Genomic DNA, 26,016 nt, shown 5'->3' with positions numbered 1-26,016 from the left:
TAAAAGATTAAATAAATTTAAACAATTTTTCGTTTGGTTTTCTTACTTTTTTCATGTGCTGGAAGTGATCTTCTTCAGAACGGTAACCTAAAGCGAGGGTAACAGTTACTTTTTCTGTTTCAGGATCGATATTCAGAATTTCTTCTATAAGATCCTGGCGGAAGCCTTCCATCGGGCAGGAATCTATATTTTCAATAGCGGCGGCATATATAAGATTGGCCAATACTATATAAGACTGTTTTTCTGCCCAGTTGAAAATTTCATCATGTGTTTTCTGGTTAATATGCTGATTAATACTGTTTCTGAAAGGATCCAGTGTTTCCAGGGGAGTATCTCTTACTTCAGAAATATGATTAAAATAACCTCGGATATAGTTCTCCTCTATTACCTTTTTTGAAATAATAACAATAAGATGAGAACAGGTGGAAATCTGAGATGGATTATAAAAAGCAGGAATTAATTTCTGTTTCATCTCCTCACTTTCAACAACCACAATTTTGTAAGGCTGAAGTCCCAGCGAACTGGCAGACAGCTTTCCTGACTCAAGAATGTTGTGAAGAGTTTCCTGAGGAATAATCTGATGATTGAATTTTTTTACAGAATATCTTCTGCTTAAAGCTTCCAAATAATTCATACGACAAATTTAAGAATTGAATACGAATAAAGAGTCTTTAAAATGAAATATCTCCTACCTGTTCATACAAAAAAATCACCCCGACCGGCGGGGTGATTCTTTTGATGTGGTGGAAAGTGTAATTATTCTCTGTTTTTTACAACAATCCAGCCTGAGAATTTTATCGGAGTACTGTTTTTATTATTTTCATTCCATGAAACAGAATACCAATAGTTTCCTGTAGGGACTTTTTTATGTCCATTGGTAGTTCCTGCCCATTTGTAGCCATTGGTTTTATCGGCCTGGAACATTTTATAACCATATCTGTCGAAGATGGCAATTTCCAGATTTTGTTTATTGGCTAATGCGGAGTAATCAACAAAATCATTGATCCCATCATCATTAGGTGTAATTATATTAATAAGATTCGGTACTGTAATATTAACTTCAACAGGAACGCAATTATAACCATCTCTTACATATACTTTAGCTTCTCCTCTTGCAATATTGGTGAACACATTGGAGTCCTGCCAGTTGATATTATCCATAGAGTATTGATAAGGAGGAGTTCCACCGTTAGCATATACTGTTACTGTACTTCCTGAAATGTCAACCGTGGTAATAACAGGATTGTCAGAAGGATATACTGTTACTTTTTGTGTTGCAATACAATCTCCGGTTTTCAGTTTTACCCAGTAAGTACCTACTCCTACATTCTTGATGGATTGTGTGGTGGCTCCTGTGCTCCATTCATAGCTTTTGAATCCGGCTCCTGCGTCTAATGTTGTGGTGTTTTCAATACATATGGTCTTGTCAAGTAAAGTTCTTGAATAAACAGGAGGTATTACTGTTAATGTAACTTTAGCAATAGAATAGCATCCATTTCCATTAAAAACTTTAATATAAACAACGCCATTAGGAGCAATGTATGCTGCCGGAGTGGAGATGGCATTGGTTCCACTGACAGCATCTGCCAGCGATGGGTAATATTCTTTTGTAAGGCCGCCCTGGGAAACAATAGCTCCTGTAAGGTTAAAAGAAGCCATAGATGGATTGGTTTCAATGAAACAAGATTTGAGTTCAACGTCATTAACAACTACCACAGGGTAAATATTCAGTGTAATTTTAGAAGTACTTACACAACCCTGAGGTGTGGTTACTTTTACATATATTGTTGCCGCTGCTGAAGCATAAGCAGAAGGATTTGTTATCTGGTTCGTACCGTTATTCAGGTCATATAAAGTAGGGTAGAATTCTTTGGTAACTCCGGCAACAGTTGTTACATTAGCCGTGTTGAGATCAAAGGTTGCTGTTCCGGCGTTGTTATTATTACATCCGCTAAGAGTAGCATCTGTTGCTGCAAATGGAGTAGGATTAAGCTGAATAACACCATCACCATTATCACAAAGAGTAGACGTAGGATCTTTTACCACCACTTTAATCGTTGTATTTCCGGAATACTGGAAACTTGTAGGGTTGGCGATAGGAGTAGAGCTTCCCAATACATAATAAGTGAAAATATAATTTCCGGGATTATTTACAAATTGAGAATTATAAGAAGTAAGGTCTACTGTACCATTTCCGGTAGCTGGATTTGTACAAACGAATGGAGTTATGGTATTGCTTAAAATAGGAACTTTATCTACGTATACTTTAACGTCTTTGATAGAATGTCTTGCACTGGCACCTCCGGTTGCTGCAGAGAAACCAAAATATCCCTGTGACATCCCTACTGCACCTCCGGAAGGAGCAAAAGACTGATCTACTATAAGAACACCATTTATTCTTACTTTGATGATCCAGTTTGTAGGGTTGGTAAGGTCTGTTTCTCCGTTTACTTCAACGTGTCTGTATGTGTCTCCTACAAACGGCTGAGTAGCAATAAGGTCCGGAGAGTGAAATGTGCTTCCCGGAGTAGTGTTGAATTCGATGTTGTTACCTGCTGTATTATTGGTACCATAAAGAATGTGAACTTTACTCATCTGGCCTTCAGTGGTATTGTTGAAGATATCAAAACCTACCATGAGCCCGGAAGCATTGGCTGGAATACCCAGTCCTCCTCCTGATACAAATCCTGTTGGCGGATTGGCAAGATACCAGAAGGTAAAGCCGTCTCCTTTTCCAAACTGTGTGGTTCCGTTTCCGTCTATTCTGAAATCGAATTCCACTTTCCATTTATCACAGTAGCTCAAAGTAATGGGTGTGGATAATTTTACAGCCCCGTATCTGCTGGTCTGGTCTGTGGTAAGCCTTACAAAGTCTCCGCTTACTATAGCGTCAGAGACCAGATCCCAGCCTGTTGTATTTACAGGGTTTCCGGTAAGTTGATACGTTTGTGAAAATAATCTTCCCGGCATGCATAGTAAGATAGTCAGTACAAAAATGAGTATATCTTTTTTCATAGTGGATGGATTGTGATGTTATACTTAATCTTAGAAATAAAATTGTTTAATTGGTGATAAAAAAGCAATATCTGGTCTCAATCTCTGATTGGGCAAATTCTGTTTTTAATACCGAAACTACCCCAAATGAGGTAGTTTCTGATACTAAAATTTATTCTCTGTTCTTCACCAATACCCAGCCTGAGTATTTGGTTTCAGTATTGTCTTTGTTGTTTTCGTTCCATGAAATGGTGTACCAGTAAGTTCCTGTAAGAACTTTTTTACCGGAAGCTGTACCGTCCCATGTAAAGTTTCTCATTTTTCCGGCTTCGTACAGTTTGTTGCCATATCTGTCGTAGACAATGAATATCAGATTTTTCTTGTAAGCCAGTGCTGAATAATCAATGAAATCATTTACATTGTCGCCGTTTGGAGTAATAGCGTTAATGAGGTTAGGAACAGTAATCTGAACTTCAACAGGTGTACAATCGTAAAAATCTTTTACATACACTCTTACTTCGCCTCTTGCTAACCCTGTGAATATATTTCCAGGCTGCCAGTTCACTCCATCCAGAGAAAACTGATATGGAGGTGTTCCACCTGCTACATTTACTGTGATGGTGTTGTTGTCGATATCAATGCTGGAAATCACAGGATTTGCAGATGCTTTTACATTGACAGTCTGTGTAGTGATGCAGTTACCGGTCTTCAGTTTTACCCAATAAGGACCTACTCCTACATCTTTAATCGATGAAGTTGTTGCTCCTGTGCTCCATTCGTATCCGTCAAATCCAGGTCCTGCATCCAGATCTGTTTTTTCTCCGATACAGATGATTTTGTCTTTCAGGACAGAAGAGGTTACCGGTGGTAATACGATAAGGTTGATTTTAGCAATATTAAAGCATCCGTTGGCATCTGTTACTTTTGCATACACTGCAGTACTTGTAGATAAATACTGAAGCGGATTCATGATTTCATTGGTGCCGTCTAAGGCATTAGCGATGGATGTGTAGTATTTTTTGGCAGCGCCTGCTCCTAAAGTGGTAACATCTGCAGCTGTCAGATTAAAGATAGCACTCGTAATATTATTTTCAATGAAACATGATCTTAGTATAGCTTCTTTCACAGGAGTGTCCGGATAGAATGCAAGGGTGATTTTTGCTGAACCTGTACATCCCTGAGGAGTGGTTACTTTTACATAAACGGCTCCTGGAGCAGATAGGTAATTGTCAGGATTTTGGATCTCATTTGTATCAGCGTTGAGGTCTGCCAGCGTTTTATAATATTTTTTTGTAACTCCCGGAACATTGGTGACAGCTGCTGTATTCAGATTGAAAGCTGCTGTTCCTGCTTTGTTATTATTACATACCGTAATCGTTTTGTCTTCTGCTTTGAAAGGGGCCAGAACCAATAAAATTTTACCATCCGGGTTATCACACAGTAGTCCTGCATTATCTTTAATAACAACTGTTACTGTTGAGTTAGCATTGAACTGATAACTGTTCGGATTAGCAATAGGTGTAGAACTTCCAAACGGATAATAGGTAAATGTATAATTGGAAGGGTTGCTGACAAATTGTGAATTGAAAGTAGTCAGGTTTACTGATCCGTATCCGGTGGTAGGATTAGGACAGAACGACTGTGTTGCTGAATCCTGTAAAATAGGAACTTTATCCGTATAAATTTTTACATTTTTAATGGAATGTCTGGATCTTGCACCTCCTGTAGAAGCTGAAAAACCAAAATATCCTACAGTCATTGCTGCGGCAGCACCTGAAGGCGCAAAAGACTGATTGCAAATTACATTACCGTCTATTGTTATTTTTATAATCCAGCTTGTAGGAGCTGCAGGATCTACCTGCGCCGTTACTTCAACGTGTTTAAAGGTTGTTCCCTGAAAAGGTTGTGTAGTATTCAGATCTGGTGAGTGGAAAGAACTTCCGGGAACATTAAAAAATTCGACATTATTGCTGTCAGTAGTATTTTGAACCAGTCCATAACCAACGTGCACCTTACTCATGGTAGCGGTTGTGGTATTGTTGTAAGTGTCAAGTCCTACTACAAGTCCTACAGCATTTTGAGATACTCCAAGGCCTGAGCCTAATACGCTGGCTACCGGAGGATTGGCAAGGTACCAGAAGGCAATTCCATCTCCGTTGGAGGTTTGATTGGAATCCATCCTGAAATCAAATTCCACTCTCCATTTGTCGCAATATTTTAAATTGATGGGATCGTTCAGTCTGATGGAACCGGATTGGTTGTTGGTATCCGGGGTCAGCTGAATAAAATCTGTGTTTACCTGAGTAGGGGAGACCATCGTCCATCCGGTAGTGTTCACCGGGTTTCCGATAAGCTGATAAGTCTGAGCGAAGGACTTCCCAGCTATACAGAGTAAGAAAACAGATAAATACAATAATAGATTTTTATTCATTTATAATGGGACTTAGATTAATATGTAAAGATATTAAATCCCAATTAAATAATATGTATTTAATGTTAATCTTGCTTAAATTTTAATAATATTTTAAAAAAATCCTGCTTATTATGATATAATGGTGAATATTGTTGAGGTGATTCCTTATTTGTATTAATTAAATTAAAATAAGGAATTATTATCCAAACTCTCAAAATAGGTATCAATTTCGAGATCTGAGGAACTGGCTGCTGCTACGGCTAATTTATCGCAAAGTTCGTTTTCAAAATGTCCGGCATGACCTTTTACCCAATGCATTTTTGGGGTATGTTTATTGTAAAGTTCAACGAATTTTTTCCAGAGATCAGGGTTTTTTACATTTTTCCATCCTCTCTTGATCCATCCTGCAATCCAGTTTTGGTTAATCGCATCCGATACGTACTTGCTGTCGGTGTACACATGGATGTCATTTTCTGTAGATTTCAGTTTTTCCAATGCAGTGATGACCGCCAGAAGTTCCATTCTGTTATTGGTGGTTTTTCGAAATCCTTTTGAAAATGTTTTCTGGTAATTTTTTTCAGGAACGCGCATAAGAATTCCATATCCGCCTTTTCCCGGGTTTCCGCTGCAAGCTCCGTCCGTATAAATTTCGATTCTCAAATCTGCTTTTTAATAATTGATATATTGACCGTAAAATTGAACTGAATTTTAGTCTTTGCTTAAAAAGGGAAGTCGTCATCGTCATCAAAGTCATTCATTGAAGACCCTGAAAGTTTTGAACTATCCGGAAGATCAAATGCTGCTCCTGGCTGAATCGTTGTTTTGATCTTGTCGAATCCACTCGGCTCTCCGAAGTTGGAAGGATATCCTCCTCCGGCACCACCGTCAAGCGCCGCCTCAATATCACCGAATTTTGCAAAATGTTTCAGGAATGATAATCTTACATCTGCTGTAGCACCATTTCTATGTTTTGCAATAATCAGTTCGGCCTGGTTTTCGGTAGAAGTTTCCTGTCCTTCCTCGTCATTATCCCAAACTGTAATTTTATAATACTCCGGTCTGAAGATGAAAGATACGATATCCGCATCCTGCTCGATTGCTCCGGATTCCCTCAGGTCTGAAAGCTGAGGTCTTTTTCCAGGGCGGGCTTCCACACTTCTTGAAAGCTGGGACAGGGCAATTACCGGTACGTTAAGTTCTTTTGCAATCGCTTTTAATGAACGTGAAATCATGGAAATCTCCTGTTCACGGTTTCCAACTCCTTTTCCGCTGCTGCTCCCTGCGGTCATCAGCTGAAGGTAGTCGACCATGATAAGTCTTACTCCATGCTGCATTACCAATCTTCGGCATTTTGCACGGAAGTCGAATATGGAGAGGGAAGGGGTTTCGTCAATATATAAAGGAGCATTTTCCAATTCGGATACATTGGAGAATAATCTTTGCCATTCTTCATCATCCAGGGTTCCTTTTCTTAATTTTTCTGAAGAGATTCTTGTTTCGGAAGCAATCATTCTGGTGATAAGCTGTACGGAAGCCATCTCGAGAGAGAACAGTGCCATAGGGATTTTGTGCCCTACTGCAATATTTCTTGCCATGGAAAGCAGGAATGCTGTTTTTCCCATTGCCGGACGGGCTGCAATAATGATAAGGTCAGAGTTCTGCCATCCACCGGTTTCCTTATCCACATCTCTGAATCCTGAAGGAACTCCGGAAAGACCTTGTTTATCTTTTAAAGATTTAATGGTATCAATGGCTTGTTTTACCAATGAGTTGGCAGTATCGAATCCTTTCTTAATCGTTCCGTTGGTAATCTCAAAGAAAGATTGTTCTGCTTTATCCAGAAGTTCAAAAACATCTGTTGATTCTTTGTAGGAAGAATCAATAACATTGGCAGAAACATTAATAAGGCTTCTTAAAATATACTTTTCAAGAATAACACGTACGTGATATTCGATATGGGCAGATGAACTTACTCCCATTGTAAGATCAATGATGTAATGATCACCTCCTGCCTGACTCAGTTTGTCTTCTTTTTTTAGATCCTGAATAATTGTCATTAAGTCTACCGGGTGGTTGCCTTCATACAATTTCAGGATAGTAGAAAAGATGACCTGATGTCTGGGATCATAAAATACCTCCGGAGTAAGAAGGTCAATGGAATGGTCAAGACCTTTTTTGTCAATCAAAAAAGTTCCGATAACCAATCTTTCAAAATCCACTGCATTGGGAGGCATTTTTCCATCCGCAATAGACAATTCTTTTGCAAAGTTTCCGTGTGTCAGGGATGATAATGTTTCTTTCTGCGCCATGGTGCAAAGATAGTTTATTTAAAAAATAATAAAAAAATAGTATTCAACAAATTATTAGCAGTCTTTCGTAAAATGCTGTAAACAGGAGATTGCTCTTGTTGATAAAAAAAAATCACCTCTGTCTGAGGTGATTTTTCAAAAAGATGAAGTAAAAACTTATTCTTTATTTTTTACCAATACCCATCCTGAATATTTGGTTTCGGTATTGTCTTTATTGTTTTCATTCCATGAGATCGTATACCAGTAAGTTCCGGTTAGAATTTTTTTACCAAAGGCGGTTCCGTCCCAGGTGAAGTTATTCATTTTGTTAGCTTCATGAAGTTTGTTTCCATATCTGTCATACACAATGAAGATCAGGTTTTTCTTGTAAGCTAATGCTGAGTAATCAATAACATCATTTACGTTATCTCCGTTTGGAGTAATCGCGTTGATAAGGTTAGGAACTGTTACGGTTACCTGAATTGGAGTACAGTTGTAAGTATCTTTTACATATACTGTATTCTCTCCTCTAGGAAGTCCTGTGAATATATTAGAATCCTGCCAGTTAACACCATCAATAGAATATTTGTAAGGAGGAACTCCTCCTGAAGCTGTTACCGTAATGTTGTTGTTGGTAATTTCGATTCCTGAAACCACTGGCTGAAGGCTTGCGTGTACACGTACTTCCTGAAGTGTGAAACATTTTCCGGTCTGAAGTTTTACCCAATAAACCCCAACTCCTACGTTGTTGATAGATTGTGTAGTTTCGCCCGTGCTCCATTCGTAGCTTACAAATCCAGGTCCTGCATCCAAAGAGGTTTTGGCTTCAGCACAGATCGTTTTATCTTTTAATACTGCTGATTTTACAGGTGGTAACACAATCAGTTCTATCTTGGCAATTGAATAGCATTGTTTATCATTATCTACTCTTGCGTATACTGTCTTGCTTTCTGAAAGATAGTTTAACGCTGCTATAATAGGATTTGTCTGTGCTTTCGCATCGGCTACTGTGGTGTAATACTTAATGATGGTTCCCGTAGGTGTTGGAACAGGTACGCCAATATCTGCTTTTGAAAGATCAAAAGTTGAACGGGTCACATCATTATCGATGTAACAGTTTTGGAGTACAGCATCTTTCAGTACAACTGATGGGTAGAATAATAATCTGATTGTAGTAGTTGCAATACATCCGAAAGAAGATACTACTTTTGCATAGATTGTAGATTCAGCAGAAACATAGTTGGTAGGATCTGTAATTTCATTAACGTCTGCATTCATGTCTGCTGCCGTTTCGTAATACTTAATGGTTGCTCCAGTTCCTCCAAATACATTAGCTGTTGTTAAATTATATTTTGCAGTACCGGCTCCGTTGTTATTACAGGAGTACAAAGTGGCTGTATTGGCTGAGATTCCCACATTGACAAATTTGAATTTCCCGGTTATGAAACATCCGTTGATAGGGTTGCCTGGATTGGTGGGATCCTGGTATACAATTCTGTAATAATAGATGGTGGTTCCGTCTACAGTAGTTACTGTAAGAGGATTCTGTCCTGTAAGGGCATCGTTGGTTGTTTTGTGATAAGTAACTTTGAAATTCGGGCTGTTACCATTAATAATCGCTGCAGATAGCGTTGTAAAATCAAACTGGGTAGGCAGCGCACAAACCATCACCTGATTAGGATCAGTAGGAGTAGCTCCCGGAATACCCGGCGCAATAAATGGATTAGGAGAAAGAACAGGATCATTAAATGCAGAGCTTAAGCTTGCAGTTCCTGACCATTCTAAAGAGAAACCATTAACGGATCTACTGAAGTTGTCAATAACCAGATAATAGGTTTGTCCTACCAATACATCCATATAAGGACTCCATTTGCCATTGTTCATACTGGATGTGACACCTGGCGGATTGGTGGGGAATACAGCAGGGGGAGCAAGAGTAAGATCAAGTCCGGTGTCTCCCGGAGTACCACTATAGTTACATCTTATGGGCTGTATGAATACGTGATCAGCATTCTGCAATGAAGCACAGCCATTAGTTGTTGGCCCGTAAACTGCAAAATCATAATCATCACCCTGATCATTAGGTTTTATTTTAAATGCCAGCGTTCCTGGTGTGGATACAGTGAAAGTATACCAAACTGTATATCTTTCATTGGTGCTGAGGCATCCTCCGTTTTGGTTAAGAATTTCTATAATATTCCCCGGGCCTGAAGGGGTGTATGAAATGTCAGAATTACCACAGATGGGAATTGCTGTGACACAGTCTGACTGTGAATAGGCCATTTGGGCTATCAATAAAATAAAAAGAAGTAATATTTTTTTCATTGTTAAAACTTTTTTGTTAAACAAACTTGAAATCAATAAATTTTTATCATTATTTGTAAAAGAAAAAGCCGCCAAAGCGGCTTTTTTTATTGTGGAGTTTTTATTCTCTGTTTTTTACAACAATCCAACCTGAAAACTTGAAAGGAGTGTTCTTCTTGTCATTCTCATTCCATGTTACAGAATACCAGTAGGTACCTGTTGGAATATTCTTGCCACCAATTTTGCCATCCCATTTGTAACCGTTGGATTTGTCTCCCTGGTGGATTTTTGTTCCATATCTGTCAAAGATACTCAAAATAAGATTCTGTTTGTCTGCCATAGCAGAATAATCTACTACATCATTCACACCATCTCCGTTTGGAGTAATCATATTGATAAGGTTAGGAACTACTACGTTCACTTCAATAGGCTCGCAGTCGTAAGCATCTTTTACATACACTTTATAAGTTCCTCTTGCTACATTGGAGAATACATTAGACGGCTGCCATAAAATTTTATCCATTGAATACTGATAATCAGGAGTTCCTCCAATAACATTGATTGTCAATGTAGTATTGTTAATATCGATATTGGTTACAACTGGCTGCTCAGAAGGATAAACGGTTACTTTTTGAGTGGCAACACATTCTCCCGTTTTTAATTTTACCCAGTAAACGCCTACTCCTACGTCTTTGATAGACTGTGTTGTAGCTCCGGTACTCCATTCATAGCTTTTGAATCCTGGTCCGGCATCTAAAGTAGTAGTGTCTTCCATACAGATGATTTTGTCTTTCAGAACATTGGATGTTACCGGAGCAATTACTGTTAAGCCGATTTTTACCACAACATAACATCCTCTAGTGTCTGATACTCTTACATATACCAAACCGCTTGGTGCAATATAATTAGCATTTAGGATCTCGTTGGTTCCATCCACTGCGTCAGTCAATGAAGGGAAGTATTTTTTTGTAATACCTGCCTGCGGAGTTATTACAGCAGCATTATCAAGGTTGAATAAAGCTGTGGAAGGATTCGCTTCAATAAAGCATGATCTTAATTCTGCATCTTTTGCAATGATCTGTGGATAGAATTTAAGCGTAATTTCTGCAATATCACTACATCCGAACACAGAAGTTACCTTTACATATATTTTACCTTCAGCAGAAACAAACTGATAGATGTTGGTAATCTCATTAATTGAGTTATTCAGATCATATAAAGTATAATAGTATTTTTTAGTTGCCGTAGGGTCAGCAAAAACCGCTGCAGTGGTAAGGTCGTATGTTGCTGTACCTGCATTGTTATTATTACAGCTTGTTAGTGTAACGTTGGTAGCTTTGATGGTACCATCTTTAAACTTAAATTTACCTGTCTGTCTGCATTTGTTAATCGGGCTGTCAGGATTAGTAGGATCAGTATAGTTGATACTGTAGAAATAAACACCAACAGGAGTAACTGTTTGAGGGCCAACAAGAGGGTTGTTACCGGTTAAAGCATCATTCTGACTTGTGTGGTAGCTAATGTTGAAGTTAGGGTTCCCATTAAGAATTCCTGCAGATAATGATGCAAAATCAAAAGTTGCAGGATTTGAACAGATCACAACTTCTCTCGGGTCAGCAGGGTTAGCGCCCGGAATTCCCGGAGGGATAAATGGATGAGGCTGTATATTCGGATCGGTAAACGGGGATGACAGCGTAGCCGTTCCGCCCCAGGACAATTTAAATCCATTCGCTGTTTCTCTGTGGTTGTTTACGATGATATAGTAAGTCTGGCCAGGCAGTACATCCATGTATTTTACCCATTTGTCTCCTGTAGCGTCTTCACTAAGATCTGTAGCGGTCATATTAAGACCTGTGTTTCCACTTTGTCCTGAGTAAGAACAACGAATCGGAGTTCCCAGGTTTCCACAAGATTTGTTCGGACCATAAACCCCAAAGTCATAATCGTCAGTCTGGTCATTGGGAATAATCTCAAAAGTAAGGGTTCCACCTGTGGCAATGGTAAAAGAATACCATACAGAGTATTTCTCGTCCGAAGTTAAACATCCGCCCAGATCTTCTGCAATGTCTCCATGCCCACCTGGTGTATATGAAATATCAGAGTTACCGCAAACTGCCATTGCAGTACCGCAATCTGATTGTGCAAATAAAATATGTGAAAATATGATTAAGAAAACAAGTAATGTTTTTTTCATGAGAATTAATTTTAAAGACAAATAGTAAAAGTTTTTTTATTACTAAAAAATGCTGCTTGTTATCGATACAAAATAATGTTGCTCTCAACATCAATGAATTTTTGTTTCATATCAAAAAAAAACTGATCGCCCCAATATACTGGGAGATCATGCATTTTCTTACTGTTAATTTGTTCCGATCAGCTGTTTCCCCCAATGAGGTGAAGTGGATGAAGCGTCTGATGTTTCAAATTCTTTGGCTGCTTTTTGATAGAACTTTATAGCTTCTGTCTTGTTTCCTTGCTTTTCAGCTATTTCAGCTTTTAAAAAAGAAAGTCTTGGATTGTTCTTTAAAGTTGTTTCTGCTTTTGCCATAAAACCCGTAGCTGTTTTTAACTCTTTTTGAGGGTCTGCAGCTGTTTTTATCCTTATTTTTTGAAAATGAATAAGAGCAAGAAGAACATTTACTTCTCCGTTATTCTTTTCTGAAGCAAGGGCCTGCATTGCCAGTTTTCTTGCAGACTCATTAGATTCTCCAAGGGGACTGTTCGGGCTGTTCTTTAAAAGAAAATTGGTTTTAAGGTATAAGGCAGCTGCGGCATAATAATTAGCCTGCCATTTTTCTGAAGTTTTAGCTTCTGAAAACTTAGAAAAAAGCATATCATAGTCATTTTCTGTTTGAGCATTATTGAGCTGCAAAACAGTTTGTTGTAGGGTTTGATCTGAAAAAAATTGAGCATTCATCAGAGAACCTGTCATGAGAAAGCTCAAAATTAGTAAAAGTTTAGTCATAGGGGGATATTTTATGAAGCAAATATAAAAAATTATTAACGTTAAATTAAAGATTTTGAGATATATTTAATGAAAGTAATGTATTGGTTTTAAATATTGTATTTTCTTATTTTGGTTGTATTATGTGGAGATCGTAAAGATATTGGTGCTTTTGATGAATATTTAAGGTTTAATTCTTTTATAAATTTTTAAAAAACAGTTATAAAACAAAAATCAGAATAGAAAACGTTCTATTCTGATTTTAAGTATTTCGAATTCTGATTTTTTTTGTGTCAGATTTTAAATAGACTGATAAGCAGTGAGTTAATATTGCATCTTTCTCAGTTTAGGATTGGTGCTTCCAACAACAAGGGCCACTAAAACGGTCATACAGCCTCCAAATACTACAGAGCGTACAACTCCCAGTAGTTTAGCCATCAGCCCACTTTCGAATTGTCCCATTTCATTGCTGGACATGATGAAAATTGAATTTACACTCAGAACACGCCCTCTGATGTGGTCAGGGGTTTTTAACTGTACAATGGTGCCCCGGATAACTACGGAAATTCCATCCAGCATTCCGCTCATCACCAGGAACATGAAAGACAGCCAGTATAATTTTGAGAGTCCGAATCCAATAATGCATAGACCGAATCCGGTAACAACAACAAGAAGAATTTTTCCCTGATTTTTGCGAAGCGGAACAATGGATAAAATAGTGATGATACACATGGAACCGATGTCCGAAGCAGCATTCAGTAAACCGAAACCTTCAGCTCCTGAATTCAGGATGTCTGTTGCAAATACAGGGATCATAGCTACTGCTCCGCCAAAAAGTACTGCAAACATATCAAGGCATAATGCTCCCAGAATTTCTTTAGTTTTAAAAATATAAGAAATTCCTTCGCGCATACTTTCTACTACGTTTACCGTTTCCTTTTTGTATTCTGAATGCTGTTTGTGCAGCTGCCAGAAAAATAATGAAGCAACAAATATTAATGTTAAGATAGCAACCAGAGTCCATTTTACACCGATAAATCCAATAAGAACCCCTCCAATGGCATGTCCGCAAACAGAAGAGATCAGGAAAGTAGCCTGGTTCAGTGTTACGGCATTCGGAAGGTTTTCCTTCTTTACAATTTTAGGAATCATGGAAGGAACAATAGGACCGATAAAGGCTCTTGCTATCCCTGTGAAAAAAATAACTCCATAAATATAATAGGTAATCTGATGACCTGTAAAATGCATTTCCACATTAAAGAATGCGGGAATCAGCAGAAGCCCGATCAGAAAAATATACGCATAATTACAGATAAGGAGCAGTCTCTTTTTTTCATTCATATCAATAACATGCCCGGCATACAGCGCACAGCTTACCGCAGGAATTACCTCTGAAAGTCCGATAAGGCCTATGGAAAAAGGATCTTTTGTTAATTGATATACCCACCATCCAAGTAAAGTGGCAAGCATTCTGAAAGCTAAAACAATAAAAAATCTCCCGGTAAGAAGATTTCTGAACTCAATATTTTGTAATGTTTGTAACGGGGTAAAGGAAATCATGAACAAAAATAGCCCTAAAAATTTATTTAGGGCTATTCATATGACAATTTCTGAAAGATATATTAAATATATTTCAAAAGATAAAATCTATTTTAGTCAGCTCTTGAAGAACTCAACACGATAGCTGCAACACCTGCTGCTCCGATAATCGTAGCTCCTGCTGCAATTCTTGCTTTTCTTCTGTCTTTTACAGCAGCTACATTGGCTTTAGGAATAATTACTTCTGTACTGTCTTTTTTACCGGCTGTGCCTACAATATTTTCACCAACGACGTTTCTGAATAAGATGGTCTGCTTCGGAGACCCGTCTCTCATAGTTACTTTATATATTTTTCCGGCTTCAAGATTAGAGTAGTTGTTTTTTGAAATATCTTCGCTGTATTTTGTAGTAGCACAAGATGTAATAACAAATAAAGATGTTAGTAAAGACGATTTCAACAGTACAGATGCTTTCATTATTTTCTTTTAGTTTTTCAAATTTATAATTTTTTTCGAATATACGTTTTCGGAATTGAAAAAATATGATTAAAGTTTGTAAATTTCTAAGAGATTTGCAATCTTTCTGTCGTTAGCCAATCTGGGAGTCTTGTTTTGACCGCCTAATTTTCCCTGGGACCTGGCATATTCATGAAAAGCATTTTTTGCAAGTCTGGTGATCTGTAGCTTTTGTAAAATATTTCCCGAAATCAGATCATCGTAGTACGTATTTCTTGCCCGAAGCTGTTGATCCAGTTCATCTCTGAATGTTTCCAGATGCTCGGGTTCTTTTTCAAATTCAACCAGCCATTCATGGTAAGGGAGTCCTTCAGCCGGATTTACCTGCGGAGCCAGATGGAATTCTGTGATCTGAGCGGGGTATTTTTCAAGAGTCGCTTTCATAGCTTCCTCTACTTCAAAAGCAATCACGTGTTCTCCAAATGCAGAGGTGAAATGTTTGGTTCTCCCGCTTACCAAAACCCTGTACGGATCTTTACTGATAAATCTTACAACATCTCCAATAGAATAAGCCCATAACCCGGAATTGGTGGTAAGAATCAATGCGTAATCTTTATGAAGCTCTATTTCTCGTAACGTTAATCTTTTTGCATGAGGCTTACCATATTCTTCCAAAGGAATGAATTCGTAGAAAATTCCATGATTGGTCAATAACAGTAATCCTTCTTGAGTATAATCATCCTGGAAAGCAAAAAAACCTTCAGAAGCAGGGAAAGTCTGAACAATATCTACTTTACCTCCCAATAGCTCCTCCATTTTATCACGGTAAGGTTCGTAATTGACACCTCCGGTAACAATAAGCTGAAGATTGGGAAATAGCTGCTTGATCTTTTTACCGTGCTTTTCTGTCAATTTCTCAAAATACATGATCAGCCATGGGGGAATTCCTGAGATCAGCGTCATGTTTTCATGTTCCGTTTCTTCAATAATTTTATCTACTTTGGCTTCCCAGTCTTCCATAATATTGGTTTCCCAGCTTGGCAGACGGTTTTTCTGAAGATAATTAGGAATATGATGGGCTACAATACCGGAAAGTCTTCCGGTTTTTATCCCAAATACTTCTTCCAGTTCCGGACTGCCCTGAAGGAAAATCATTTTTCCATTCACAAAATCTGCGTTATTCTTTTTACTGATATAATGAAATAAAGCACTTTGAGCTCCGGCAATCTGAAAAGGCATTCCCTCCTTGGAAATCGGAATATATTTAGATCCTGAAGTGGTTCCCGAAGTTTTGGCAAAATACTCCGGAGTTTCCGTCCATAGAATATTGGCCTGTCCTTTTTTTACTCTTTCAATATAAGGTTTCAGATCTTCATAGTCTGCTACGGGAACTTTGTCCTGAAATTCCTTTACAGAATGAATGTTTTCAAAATCATGTTCCCGCCCAAAAAGTGTTTTTTGAGCTGTATTCACCAGAGAGAGTAGTAAGTCCTCCTGGTTTTTCTCCGCATTTTTTTTGAAATCCTCTGCTTTTTGAACATGTTTTTTTGCCCAGATCAGCGCTGCATTTTTCTTGAAGAAGTTTAACATGGGTCAAATTTATAAATAAGTAAAGAATCTGGAATCATTTTTTACGAAGCTTCACATAAAAAAACCGATGGAACAGGTTCCACCGGCTTTTCGAAATTTGATTATGAAAATAACAACTATATGTTAATGTTATGCTTATTTGTTGGCTTTGTACCTTTTATCAGGAGTACCGTCTTTTTTCAGATGTTTGTTTTCTTTATATCTCTTATCCGGAGTGCCGTCTTTTTTCATTTTGGCAGCCGGTTGTGCAGGTTTTGCTGCTTTAGCATCCATTGCCGGTTTTGCAGCTTTCACTTCAGCTGGTTTAGCAGCTTTTGCTGTAGTTGCTTTTACAGGCGGGTGTGCAGTAGCACCTGTAGCGGGAGCAGTCTGCTGAGCAGTGGCAAGTCCTAATCCAAGAATCAGAGACATTGCAGATAAGAATTTTTTCATAAGAAGTATTGTTTGTTTTTTGTTGAATAAAGATATACAAAAAGCAGGCTAAAAAAATGGGATTTTCAAACTTAACTAAAGTTTATTACAGCTTAAAAAAAAATTAAAACCGCTTCAGTGCCAATGAAAAAGCCTGTCTCCGGAAAAGGAAACAGGCTTGCATAATATATAAATAGACATGGCTAGCGCGTACAATTGGCTGTCCACGTTTTGCCATCCTTGACGTATAGAATTTTTAAGACATTATTGTCAATTCTGATATAAGAGGTTGCTGTAGAACCAATCATCACCAGCGTATGATCTCCTTCCTGATTAAACTCTATTCCGTTGAGATCCGGGATACTGTTGGAGAACGCGAAATTGTATTTGGTGCCGCTCGCAATCTTTGTTACAAACACACTTCCGTCATCTGTGCTGATGTTGGTGGAACCACCATCATTATAAGAAACCTTTCCTTTGTAGGTTCCGGCAAAAAATTCATTGTTTACAGGGTCGTCATCTTTGCTGCATGACGAAAAAGATAATGCTGTGAATACTAACAGCATCATAACTCCTAAGATTCTAATTGCTTTTTTCATAATACTATTCTTAAATGTTTGGTTATGGGTAAATGCCAAACATTATGCCATGGGGAAATAGTTGATTTTTTTTAACAAGTTATTAGATAAAATTGTAAAAAATTAAGAATTATAGTGCTAAGTGCTTCATTTTAAACCTTCAGTCTTTCCCTTTTTCTGAGGAAGAGAAAAATATCCGTACCTTTGTATATCATCAACGGTTTCGGAAAACTCCCGAAATCGCTTTTGTCGTTTATACCTTTACTATTTATGCAGTTAAAATCCATCAATGAAAAGTTCCTTCCAGACCTTATGCAGAAAGAGTTTGGGAAAGAGATTTTTACCCGTTTAGAAAACAATCAGCATATTGCTGTGAAAGGAAGTGCCGGATCCTCAGTTTCTATTTTTGTGGCTGAGCTTTTTTTGGTTCAGAAGAAGAATATTCTTTATCTGGTAGATGATAAGGAAGACGCATTGTATGCCAATACAGAGATGGAAGACCTTTTGGGTAAGGAGAAGGTGCTGTATTTTCCGGCCACCCATCTTGAACCCTATCAGGTGGAGAAGACTCAAAATGCCAATCTGGTTTTAAGGACGGAGGTTCTTAATAAAATCAATTCCGGAAGATCACCGAAAGTCATTGTGGCTTATGCCGGTGCTTTATCTGAAAAGGTTTTGAAAAAAGAAGATTTTAAAGCAATTTCCCATCATATTAAAGTGGGAGATCAGCTGGATTTTGATTTTGTGGATGAACTGCTTAATCATTATCATTTCCAGCAGGCTGATTTCGTTTCCGAACCGGGAGAGTTTTCTGTGAGAGGGGGAATTGTAGACGTGTTTTCCTATTCCCACGAAAAGCCATACAGAATTACCTTCTTCGGTAATGAAGTGGAAAGTATTAAAACTTTTGATATCGAAACACAGCTTTCGGTAGATAAAGTAAAAGATTTCCAGCTGGTTTCCAACATGAATTTTTCAGTAACAGGAACAAGGGTTTCTCTGTTGCAGCTATTGCCAGCGGAAAGTTTTGTAGTCTCTAAAAACGGAATGGTCGGAATGCAGAAGATCAGAACATTCTACGAAAAGGCTTTGGAAAAATATGATACATTAAGTAAAGATATTGCCCACAGGACTCCGCAGGAACTTTTTATTTCTGATCAGGAGTTTTTGTTTGATTATAAAAAATTCAAAACAGTTGATTTTGGAGGAGTGATCATTGAAGGGTTGAAAGAAGTAACTGAAGTAAAAATGGAACAGCTTCCGCAACCTTCTTTTCATAAAAACTTTGAACTGCTGATTGAAGATATTGAAGAAAAGCAGAATGGAGGATTTGATACCTGGATTTCTTTTTCAACAGAAAAACAGAAAGAAAGGCTGGAATCTATCTTTGAAGAGCTTGAACATGAGCTTCCATTTAAGAGCTTTAAATCTGAACTTCATGAAGGATTTGTAGATAATGGTCACAAACTGCTGGTTTATACAGATCATCAGATCTTTGACCGCTACCAAAGATATAAAGCGAAAAATACTTTTGCAAAATCTGAACAGCTTACCCTGAAAGACCTGATGTCTCTGAAAATAGGAGACTATATTGCCCACATCGATCATGGAATAGGGAAGTTTATGGGGCTGGTGAAAGTGAATAATGATGGAAAGATTCAGGAATGTTTCAAACTGACCTATAAAAACGGAGACTTATTATATGTAAGTATTCACTCTTTACATAAGATTTCGAAATACAACGGCCCGGATGGAAGAGAGATTGTTCTGAGTAAACTCGGATCACCAACATGGAAATCTTTAAAACAGAAAACCAAAGCGAAGGTTAAACAGATTGCTTTTGACCTTATTCAATTATATGCTCAGAGGAAAACGGCAAAAGGGTTTGCCTATACTCCGGATTCCTACCTGCAGAACGAATTGGAAGCCAGTTTTATTTATGAAGATACTCCGGATCAGGAAAAGGCTACCGTAGATGTAAAGAGAGATATGGAGGCGGATACGGTAATGGACAGGCTTGTTTGCGGTGACGTAGGTTTCGGTAAAACGGAAGTTGCGATCAGAGCGGCATTTAAAGCTGCTACAGATGGAAAGCAGGTCGCCGTATTAGTTCCTACTACTATTCTTGCTTTTCAGCATTACAGAAGTTTTAAAGAAAGACTTAAAGATTTTCCTGTCAATGTTGCTTATGTCAATAGATTCAGAACGGCTAAGCAGAAATCAGAAACTTTAGAGGCTTTAAAGAACGGAAAAGTAGATATTATCATTGGAACGCATCAACTGGTAAGCAGTTCTGTTAAATTTAAAGATCTTGGTTTATTGATTATTGATGAAGAGCATAAGTTCGGGGTTTCAGTAAAAGATAAGTTGAAAACCTTGAAAAATAATGTGGATACTCTTACGCTGACAGCAACTCCTATTCCGAGGACTTTACAGTTCTCGTTAATGGCTGCAAGGGATTTGTCCGTTATCAAAACACCACCGCCAAACAGACAGCCTGTAGATACACAGTTAATAGGATTCAATGAAGAAACTCTTCGTGATGCAGTTTCTTACGAACTTCAGAGAGACGGGCAGGTATATTTTATCAATAACAGAATTGAAAACCTGAAAGATATTGCAGGACTTATCCAGCGATTAGTGCCCGATGCAAGAGTGATTACAGGACATGGGCAAATGGAAGGAAAACAGCTTGAAAAGAATGTTCTGGATTTTATGGAAGGGAAATATGACGTTCTTGTATCCACTACCATAGTAGAAAGTGGGGTAGATGTTCCGAATGCGAATACTATTTTTATCAATGATGCCCAAAGATTCGGGATGGCAGACCTGCATCAGATGAGAGGAAGGGTAGGACGTAGTAACAGAAAAGCATTTTGTTATCTGATTACTCCGCCATATGATATGATGACTTCCGATGCGAGAAAGCGTTTGGAAGCCATTGAGCAGTTTTCAGATCTTGGAAGCGGTTTCCAGATTGCGATGAAAGATCTGGAGATCCGGGGTGCCGGTGATCTTTTGGGTGCTGAACAAAGTGGATTTATCAATGAAATGGGGTTTGAAACCTATCAGAAACTAATGCAGGAAGCTTTAGAAGAGCTAAAAGATGATGCAGATTTTGAAAGCCTTTTTGAAAATGAAGAAGACAGACAGAAGCTTTTCAAATCTGTGAAGGATGTAAATATTGATACTGATTTAGAGTTGATGTTACCGGATTTCTATATTTCCAATACGGAAGAAAGATTATTGCTGTATCAGAAAATTGCTGAAATCACTAATGAAGCAGATCTTCATCAGTTTGAACTTGAGCTGATTGATCGTTTCGGAGCATTGCCGAAAGAAGCTGTCAATCTTTTGAAGAGTGTCTCCTTGAAGTGGCTTGCCGCTGATATTGGCTTTGAAAAGATTGTGATGAAAAACGGTGTGTTTTTAGGATACTTCCCGGGAAATCCTCAGGATAAGTTCTATCAGACAGACAGATTCAGGCATATTATTAATTATCTGACCCGAAATCCGGCTGAAGCCCAGCTTAAAGAAAAGTCAGGAAAAGAAGGTAATCAATTGATGATGAGGAAAGAAAGAGTGAAAAATGTGGATGAGGTGAATCTATTATTAAAGGCAATTATTCATGATTAAATTTTAATTCCTTTTTTATGGAAATAATATCATAAAAGTTATTAGAAACGTGTAAAAAGATTAATTTTTACACGTTTTTTTTGTGATTGTTATCATGTTTTTCTTTTGTAATATTCCTGCTGAAGAGAATTAAGGCTGTTTTTGAAGGGCTAAAATCACTTTCCGATGATAAAAAAAAATCTGTAAAACCCCGTACAGTAAGGGTTTGAGACGTTGTATTGTTTTTTTTATAAGTCGAAAGTAGAGTTATGTAGTAATAATTCTACTTTTTGGTATTATTAATTCTATGTTGTAATGTGTTTATTTCTATAGGTTTATAGATGTATAACTGGAATTTTTTGAACTTCGTTGTGTAACTTTGCAGTCCTTAATTATGAAAACAATTATACATTGCTGCGTGGCTGGACTTTTTTCGTTCTACGCCAACGCACAGGTGGGAATAGGCACTGCAAAACCCAAATCTGTTCTTGATGTGAACGGAAAAACCACCTTAAGAAAAGAACTTAGAGTAGGCGGTACGTCAACTCAGGCTGGAGATGCCGGGTTGAATGGCCAGGTGTTGGTTTCCCAGGGCGAGGGTTTGCCTCCTGTATGGAAATCTTTGAATGTTTCCTTTATGGAAGAGGGACAGTATAAGCTGATTAATTCTTATCTGTCATCTGATCAAACGGGTATTATATCACTTACAGATGGTGTTGCCGGTGATGGTATCTATACCAATAAAGTTGGAGATGCTATGACTGATATCACAAAAGGAAATTGGAAAAAGATAGGCGGGCTCGACAATACTTTTACCATCAAAAATGGAAAGAACAGACTTACCTATCAGTTCCAGACCGGAATTGAAATGAAAGCATCCACATCTACCACAATACAAAGTGTCAGATTTGCGTGTGGTGTTTTCAGAAACGGAGCACTGGTAGCGGTACGCCCGGACAGAATTGCTTCCAACAACAACAGTGGAAAAGCTGGTCTTCAGGATTATATCTTTACTCTTAATTATACGGAACAGAACGTTCCTGTAGGAGTTCACAATATTGAAATCGCGTGCAGAAAAATTGACACTTCAAGTTCTACATCACAATTTTCCATCGGACGTAATGTAGAAGCTTCCAATGGTGCTTCCAGTGCATTTACTCTGGAATCTACGATGAAGATGGATGTTATCGAATACGTGAGCTATAAAAACAACTAATGATGAAAAAACTATTATCAACGCTGCTTCTTAGCATAGGTCTTTTGGCGACAGCTCAGGTAGGAATAAAAACGGAAACTCCCAATGCAAAACTTGATGTAAACGGAGATGTGAATTTCAGAAATAAAATTGCTGTCCTTAATGCTACTGATAACAGCATATTTCAGGGAAATAATGACCAGCTTCTTGTTTCTCAGGGAGAAGGTTTTGCTCCGATCTGGAAATCACTCCGTATTCCTGAATATGAACCCAATAAATTTTATCTGATCTACAACAACTCCTTTTCTGATAAACTGGGAATTACCTTTTCGTCCTCAGAAAACTCCTCAGTAAGCATGACTTCGAGAGGAGGAACCTTTACAAAAGGGAAGGAGTATAGCACCCTTACAAATTTTAAGAAAATAAACGGACTTTCACAAACCATCACCGTTTACAGTACCCAAAGTAAGGCTTATTTTCAGTTTGAAACTGTGGTACAGGCAGATTTTGGGGGAGCAGGAAGTACAGACAATTCCATAGATTATGCATGCGGCATCTTTGTGGATGATAAACTGGTCAACCTGAGACAGAGAAACCTAAAGGCTATCACCACTTCATATCCTTTCCTTACTCATACCCAGATCGGGATTGTAGATAATCTTTCCCAGGGAAATCATTCGGTTTACGTTGCCTGTACAAGACTGGGGTCTTATGGCGCTTCAGGTGCGGGAAATACTCTTTCCATAGGAACCAATGTATATACTAATATCAATAGCTTTATTTCACAATCTTCTCTTAAAGTGGACGTGTATGAAGTTCCAGAAGTATTTAATACCATTATAAACTAAGACGGATTATGAAAAAAATATTATTTGTAACATCATTTTTATTAGCTGTTGCAACAAATGCCCAAGTGGGTATTAATACTCCTAATCCGACTAATATGCTGGATGTAAACGGAGATCTTAATATAAGAAAAGAATTAAGAACAGGAGGTACTGATGTACTCAAAGGATCTGCCGGAACAGCGGGAGATATATTTCACAATAACACGGATTTAGGTGCTAATGACTGGAAAGCCATCAAAATTGCCGACGGGCAGGGAAGTATGTCTGTATTTTCCATCAACACCGTTTCAGACAAAACCGGAGTAAGTTTTTCTGGAAGTAGCGGGGCAACTAATCCTTATACTGATGGGGAAGCCCTGACTGGTGGCTGGACTGTAATTCCCGGAACTGTGGATACATTCTCCGTAACCAATGGTACCAATAAGGCCACTTTCTCATTTCAGACAACGATTCAGAAAACAGGAACCAATTCTGCGAGTTTTGCCTGTGGAGTTTTTGTAGATAATGCCCTTAGAGCAGTGAGAACGGATGTATTACTGGGAGACAGTGGTGCGTACAAGATTTTCAATCTTAATGCTACTCTTACAAATCTTACTCCTAAAAATCAATATTCTGTTAAAGTTGCCTGTATAAAAAGAGCCATTGCAGGAACAACTCTCGGGATAGGAAGAGCAGTGGATAGTGCTTTTCTCAACAGTGATATGTCACAGTCTGTTTTGACAACATCCATATTACAACCTTATTAATTTTCGTCATCATACAATAATAGGAAATCTAAAAACGTTATGTTTTTAGATTTTTTTTGTTTATTAACTCTATTTCTTGTGAATTTGTTCAGATAAAGTAAAGTGTATTATCGAAAATTGAATTATATTTGGACAAGCTAAAAAAATTCTATATGGTAAAAAACTATTTTTTAAAAATGTTTGCCGGTATTGCTTTTCTTGGGCTGCTGACAGCATGTACTACTACCTCGGATCCCACAGAATCTATCCCAAATCCGGATGACGGACCACCTCCCAAAAAGATTTTATCAAAGGTTAGTTCGAATAATGTTTCTCAGGAAGAATATGTTACAACAGCTGTAACAGGAGATCTGCAGAGTGCAGTGTCTAAAGACGAGTCTTTTTCCGGGAGTGCTTATTATACGGGAACGGTTACCTATACCAATAAAAATATTACTAAAGTTAAATATGTAAGTTCAGCAGCATCCAGCCTTAGTTATGAATTTAATATTGTTCCTGATGCTACAGGTAAAAAGATTTACAACGCCACTTCTACAGCTACGGGGGCAACTCCATCCGCATCTGTGGTAAGTGACTATGCATTTACCTATGATCCGGTTAACAGTAGACTTAGCAAAATTCTAGAGAAGAGGAAAGAAGGAGGAATCAGTGCTTATAACAGGTTTATTGATTATTCTTTTGTATATAACGGAGAAAATATCATTCAGGTTGTTTGTTCCAAAGGTCTCCTGGATATCAACGGAAACCCGAATATGAGTACGGCAGTAATAAGCAAGTATAGTTTTCAGAACTATGATGCTCAGAAAAGCCCTTATTCTACACTTCCATCAGTATATTTCATCACGCGAAGCCTGATCAATCCTGCTCAATTTTATAAAATATCTCCGAACAATCCTACTTCTATGTTTATAGAATTGCCAGCACCAGCGACTCCTGTTAATACTTCTCAAAGTTATTCTTATGATAATCAGGGGTATGTGGTTGCTGAAAAAAATCAGAATGTAACTTTTACCTATAAAAATTTATAGAAGAAATATAGTTATTAATCTTACCGGAATATAAATAATAATATACTTTTTAGGCAAAAAAAAATTATATTTGTCAAAAAAATAATCAATTACAAGGAAATGAAGCAAATTTTCTATTTTATTTTACTCATCGCAGGTTTTTCCTCAATACATTCGTGCAAGGATATGCTGGATGAGGATGGGAATCCATTGTTGGATCTTAACAATACAGGAGGTTTAAGCGGCCCCAGAGCATTATACAGAGAAATTACAGATAAAGATACGATCGCAGAATACCAGTACAGCGGACTTCTTGTGACGAAAGTAATTACAGACAGTGCTTCCATCACAGATATTATGTACAGTGGTGATAAAATCAGCCAGATCAATTTCAATGGTTTCCTTGATCTTGACGGAAACGGAAAACTGGATAAAGACAGTGTATCTTACACACAATTGTTCACTTATGCAAATAATAACAGACTGCAGCTGATTTCTGAAAACCGTTCTATTTTCAGAAGAACTCCGCCTGTAATACCGGGAGATCCTCCTGGACCACAGACATTACTGAAAAAAGAGAAAACAGCTTATCAGGTTAAATACAGTACTGCTACAGGAAAACTGGATTCAATCATTATGAGAAACGGACCAGATGTTCCGGGAGCTCCTCTTACTTTCACAGATTATTCTAAAACAGCTTATACTTATGTAGGAGACAATGTATCTAAAGTGGTAAGACACTACGGAACAATGACAGGGGGAACGTTTGGTGCTGTTACGGGGAAATACAGCTACGAATATTATGCCTATGATGAGCAGGTAAGCCCGTTCACATTGCTGCCGCATGTATATAAAATTTCAAGACTATTATCTACAGTAATCAATGATAAAGAAAGTCTTATCTTATCTCCGAACAACCCTAAGAGATGGTCGGTAACAGATCTTACACCACCCATTCCAACACCGGTTGTGAAGAGTACCAATTACGTTTATGATCCTCAGACTTACATGACAAAAGGATATGGCGTTAATTACATCTATAAACCACAATAGAAGAATTTTTTTAACAATAATCAAACTCAATCTTTC

General features: G+C 37.9%; 19 protein-coding genes. 6 read left to right on the top strand and 13 right to left on the bottom strand.

Annotated features, from left to right (window positions below):
- Positions 1 to 7 precede the first annotated feature (7 nt).
- The 13 genes from RAH34_RS13135 to RAH34_RS13075 form a co-directional block, all read right to left on the bottom strand.
- Entirely contained in the window at positions 8 to 634 is a 627-nt protein-coding gene (locus RAH34_RS13135; protein WP_306596434.1) for an NAD(P)H-dependent oxidoreductase, read from the bottom strand.
- A gap of 122 nt (positions 635 to 756) precedes the next feature.
- Entirely contained in the window at positions 757 to 3,015 is a 2,259-nt protein-coding gene (locus tag RAH34_RS13130; protein ID WP_306596433.1) for a T9SS type B sorting domain-containing protein, read from the bottom strand.
- Positions 3,016 to 3,166: 151 nt separating this feature from the next.
- Complete coding sequence (locus RAH34_RS13125) at positions 3,167 to 5,425, bottom strand: T9SS type B sorting domain-containing protein (RefSeq protein ID WP_306596432.1); 2,259 nt, start codon at positions 5,423 to 5,425, stop codon at positions 3,167 to 3,169.
- Between the two features lie 165 nt (positions 5,426 to 5,590).
- Complete coding sequence (gene rnhA, locus RAH34_RS13120; protein ID WP_114819833.1) at positions 5,591 to 6,067, bottom strand: ribonuclease HI; 477 nt, start codon at positions 6,065 to 6,067, stop codon at positions 5,591 to 5,593.
- Positions 6,068 to 6,126: 59 nt separating this feature from the next.
- Positions 6,127 to 7,716 (bottom strand): replicative DNA helicase, encoded by a 1,590-nt coding sequence (dnaB, locus tag RAH34_RS13115; RefSeq protein ID WP_114819834.1) that lies wholly within the window; start codon positions 7,714 to 7,716, stop codon positions 6,127 to 6,129.
- 156 nt (positions 7,717 to 7,872) lie between these two features.
- Positions 7,873 to 10,020: a T9SS type B sorting domain-containing protein gene (locus RAH34_RS13110; protein ID WP_228411925.1), complete on the bottom strand. Its 2,148-nt coding sequence runs from the start codon at positions 10,018 to 10,020 to the stop codon at positions 7,873 to 7,875.
- 100 nt (positions 10,021 to 10,120) lie between these two features.
- Positions 10,121 to 12,193, bottom strand: a complete 2,073-nt coding sequence (locus RAH34_RS13105; RefSeq protein WP_114819836.1) for a T9SS type B sorting domain-containing protein — start codon at positions 12,191 to 12,193, stop codon at positions 10,121 to 10,123.
- A 165-nt stretch (positions 12,194 to 12,358) separates the two neighbouring features.
- The gene (locus tag RAH34_RS13100) at positions 12,359 to 12,964 is read right to left on the bottom strand and encodes a M48 family metallopeptidase (RefSeq protein ID WP_162800875.1); all 606 of its coding nucleotides are present in this window, start codon (positions 12,962 to 12,964) and stop codon (positions 12,359 to 12,361) included.
- A gap of 303 nt (positions 12,965 to 13,267) precedes the next feature.
- Complete coding sequence (locus tag RAH34_RS13095; protein ID WP_306596431.1) at positions 13,268 to 14,503, bottom strand: MFS transporter; 1,236 nt, start codon at positions 14,501 to 14,503, stop codon at positions 13,268 to 13,270.
- A gap of 92 nt (positions 14,504 to 14,595) precedes the next feature.
- Positions 14,596 to 14,958 carry a hypothetical protein gene (locus tag RAH34_RS13090; protein ID WP_114819839.1) on the bottom strand — a complete coding sequence of 121 codons (363 nt, stop codon included), beginning with the start codon at positions 14,956 to 14,958 and terminating at the stop codon, positions 14,596 to 14,598.
- Positions 14,959 to 15,027: 69 nt separating this feature from the next.
- Complete coding sequence (locus RAH34_RS13085) at positions 15,028 to 16,527, bottom strand: GH3 auxin-responsive promoter family protein (protein ID WP_306596430.1); 1,500 nt, start codon at positions 16,525 to 16,527, stop codon at positions 15,028 to 15,030.
- Between the two features lie 135 nt (positions 16,528 to 16,662).
- A complete protein-coding gene (locus RAH34_RS13080; RefSeq protein ID WP_114819841.1) occupies positions 16,663 to 16,959 on the bottom strand; it encodes a hypothetical protein in 297 nt (98 codons plus the stop codon).
- A gap of 182 nt (positions 16,960 to 17,141) precedes the next feature.
- Entirely contained in the window at positions 17,142 to 17,537 is a 396-nt protein-coding gene (locus RAH34_RS13075) for a hypothetical protein (protein WP_306596429.1), read from the bottom strand.
- A gap of 249 nt (positions 17,538 to 17,786) precedes the next feature.
- On the opposite strand from RAH34_RS13075, the gene mfd reads away from it, so the two are divergent.
- The 6 genes from mfd (at position 17,787) to RAH34_RS13045 (ending at position 25,980) form a co-directional block, all read left to right on the top strand.
- Complete coding sequence (gene mfd / locus RAH34_RS13070) at positions 17,787 to 21,152, top strand: transcription-repair coupling factor (RefSeq protein ID WP_306596428.1); 3,366 nt, start codon at positions 17,787 to 17,789, stop codon at positions 21,150 to 21,152.
- A 373-nt stretch (positions 21,153 to 21,525) separates the two neighbouring features.
- Positions 21,526 to 22,347 carry a hypothetical protein gene (locus tag RAH34_RS13065; protein ID WP_114819843.1) on the top strand — a complete coding sequence of 274 codons (822 nt, stop codon included), beginning with the start codon at positions 21,526 to 21,528 and terminating at the stop codon, positions 22,345 to 22,347.
- A gap of 2 nt (positions 22,348 to 22,349) precedes the next feature.
- Positions 22,350 to 23,174 (top strand): hypothetical protein, encoded by an 825-nt coding sequence (locus RAH34_RS13060; RefSeq protein ID WP_306596427.1) that lies wholly within the window; start codon positions 22,350 to 22,352, stop codon positions 23,172 to 23,174.
- An 8-nt stretch (positions 23,175 to 23,182) separates the two neighbouring features.
- Positions 23,183 to 23,920 carry a hypothetical protein gene (locus tag RAH34_RS13055; protein ID WP_114819845.1) on the top strand — a complete coding sequence of 246 codons (738 nt, stop codon included), beginning with the start codon at positions 23,183 to 23,185 and terminating at the stop codon, positions 23,918 to 23,920.
- Positions 23,921 to 24,072: 152 nt separating this feature from the next.
- On the top strand, positions 24,073 to 24,948 hold the full coding sequence (locus RAH34_RS13050) for a hypothetical protein (RefSeq protein WP_306596426.1): 876 nt from the start codon (positions 24,073 to 24,075) through the stop codon (positions 24,946 to 24,948).
- Between the two features lie 99 nt (positions 24,949 to 25,047).
- Complete coding sequence (locus RAH34_RS13045) at positions 25,048 to 25,980, top strand: hypothetical protein (protein ID WP_114819847.1); 933 nt, start codon at positions 25,048 to 25,050, stop codon at positions 25,978 to 25,980.
- Positions 25,981 to 26,016: the final 36 nt, after the last annotated feature.

This window comes from Chryseobacterium sp. WLY505 (assembly GCF_030846215.1).
GTDB lineage: Bacteria > Bacteroidota > Bacteroidia > Flavobacteriales > Weeksellaceae > Chryseobacterium.
This window is presented reverse-complemented; position numbering and strand designations above follow the sequence as displayed.

What these genes read in the sequence shown, in the direction of transcription:
- RAH34_RS13135 (WP_306596434.1), bottom strand. Translation starts at nt 634, where the DNA reads ATGAATTATTTGGAAGCTTTAAGCAGAAGATATTCTGTAAAAAAATTC.
- RAH34_RS13130 (WP_306596433.1), bottom strand. Translation starts at nt 3,015, where the DNA reads ATGAAAAAAGATATACTCATTTTTGTACTGACTATCTTACTATGCATG.
- RAH34_RS13125 (WP_306596432.1), bottom strand. Translation starts at nt 5,425, where the DNA reads ATGAATAAAAATCTATTATTGTATTTATCTGTTTTCTTACTCTGTATA.
- dnaB (WP_114819834.1), bottom strand. Translation starts at nt 7,716, where the DNA reads ATGGCGCAGAAAGAAACATTATCATCCCTGACACACGGAAACTTTGCA.
- RAH34_RS13110 (WP_228411925.1), bottom strand. Translation starts at nt 10,020, where the DNA reads ATGAAAAAAATATTACTTCTTTTTATTTTATTGATAGCCCAAATGGCC.
- RAH34_RS13105 (WP_114819836.1), bottom strand. Translation starts at nt 12,193, where the DNA reads ATGAAAAAAACATTACTTGTTTTCTTAATCATATTTTCACATATTTTA.
- RAH34_RS13100 (WP_162800875.1), bottom strand. Translation starts at nt 12,964, where the DNA reads ATGACTAAACTTTTACTAATTTTGAGCTTTCTCATGACAGGTTCTCTG.
- RAH34_RS13095 (WP_306596431.1), bottom strand. Translation starts at nt 14,503, where the DNA reads ATGATTTCCTTTACCCCGTTACAAACATTACAAAATATTGAGTTCAGA.
- RAH34_RS13090 (WP_114819839.1), bottom strand. Translation starts at nt 14,958, where the DNA reads ATGAAAGCATCTGTACTGTTGAAATCGTCTTTACTAACATCTTTATTT.
- RAH34_RS13085 (WP_306596430.1), bottom strand. Translation starts at nt 16,527, where the DNA reads ATGTTAAACTTCTTCAAGAAAAATGCAGCGCTGATCTGGGCAAAAAAA.
- RAH34_RS13080 (WP_114819841.1), bottom strand. Translation starts at nt 16,959, where the DNA reads ATGAAAAAATTCTTATCTGCAATGTCTCTGATTCTTGGATTAGGACTT.
- RAH34_RS13075 (WP_306596429.1), bottom strand. Translation starts at nt 17,537, where the DNA reads ATGAAAAAAGCAATTAGAATCTTAGGAGTTATGATGCTGTTAGTATTC.
- mfd (WP_306596428.1), top strand. Translation starts at nt 17,787, where the DNA reads ATGCAGTTAAAATCCATCAATGAAAAGTTCCTTCCAGACCTTATGCAG.
- RAH34_RS13065 (WP_114819843.1), top strand. Translation starts at nt 21,526, where the DNA reads ATGAAAACAATTATACATTGCTGCGTGGCTGGACTTTTTTCGTTCTAC.
- RAH34_RS13060 (WP_306596427.1), top strand. Translation starts at nt 22,350, where the DNA reads ATGAAAAAACTATTATCAACGCTGCTTCTTAGCATAGGTCTTTTGGCG.
- RAH34_RS13055 (WP_114819845.1), top strand. Translation starts at nt 23,183, where the DNA reads ATGAAAAAAATATTATTTGTAACATCATTTTTATTAGCTGTTGCAACA.
- RAH34_RS13050 (WP_306596426.1), top strand. Translation starts at nt 24,073, where the DNA reads ATGGTAAAAAACTATTTTTTAAAAATGTTTGCCGGTATTGCTTTTCTT.
- RAH34_RS13045 (WP_114819847.1), top strand. Translation starts at nt 25,048, where the DNA reads ATGAAGCAAATTTTCTATTTTATTTTACTCATCGCAGGTTTTTCCTCA.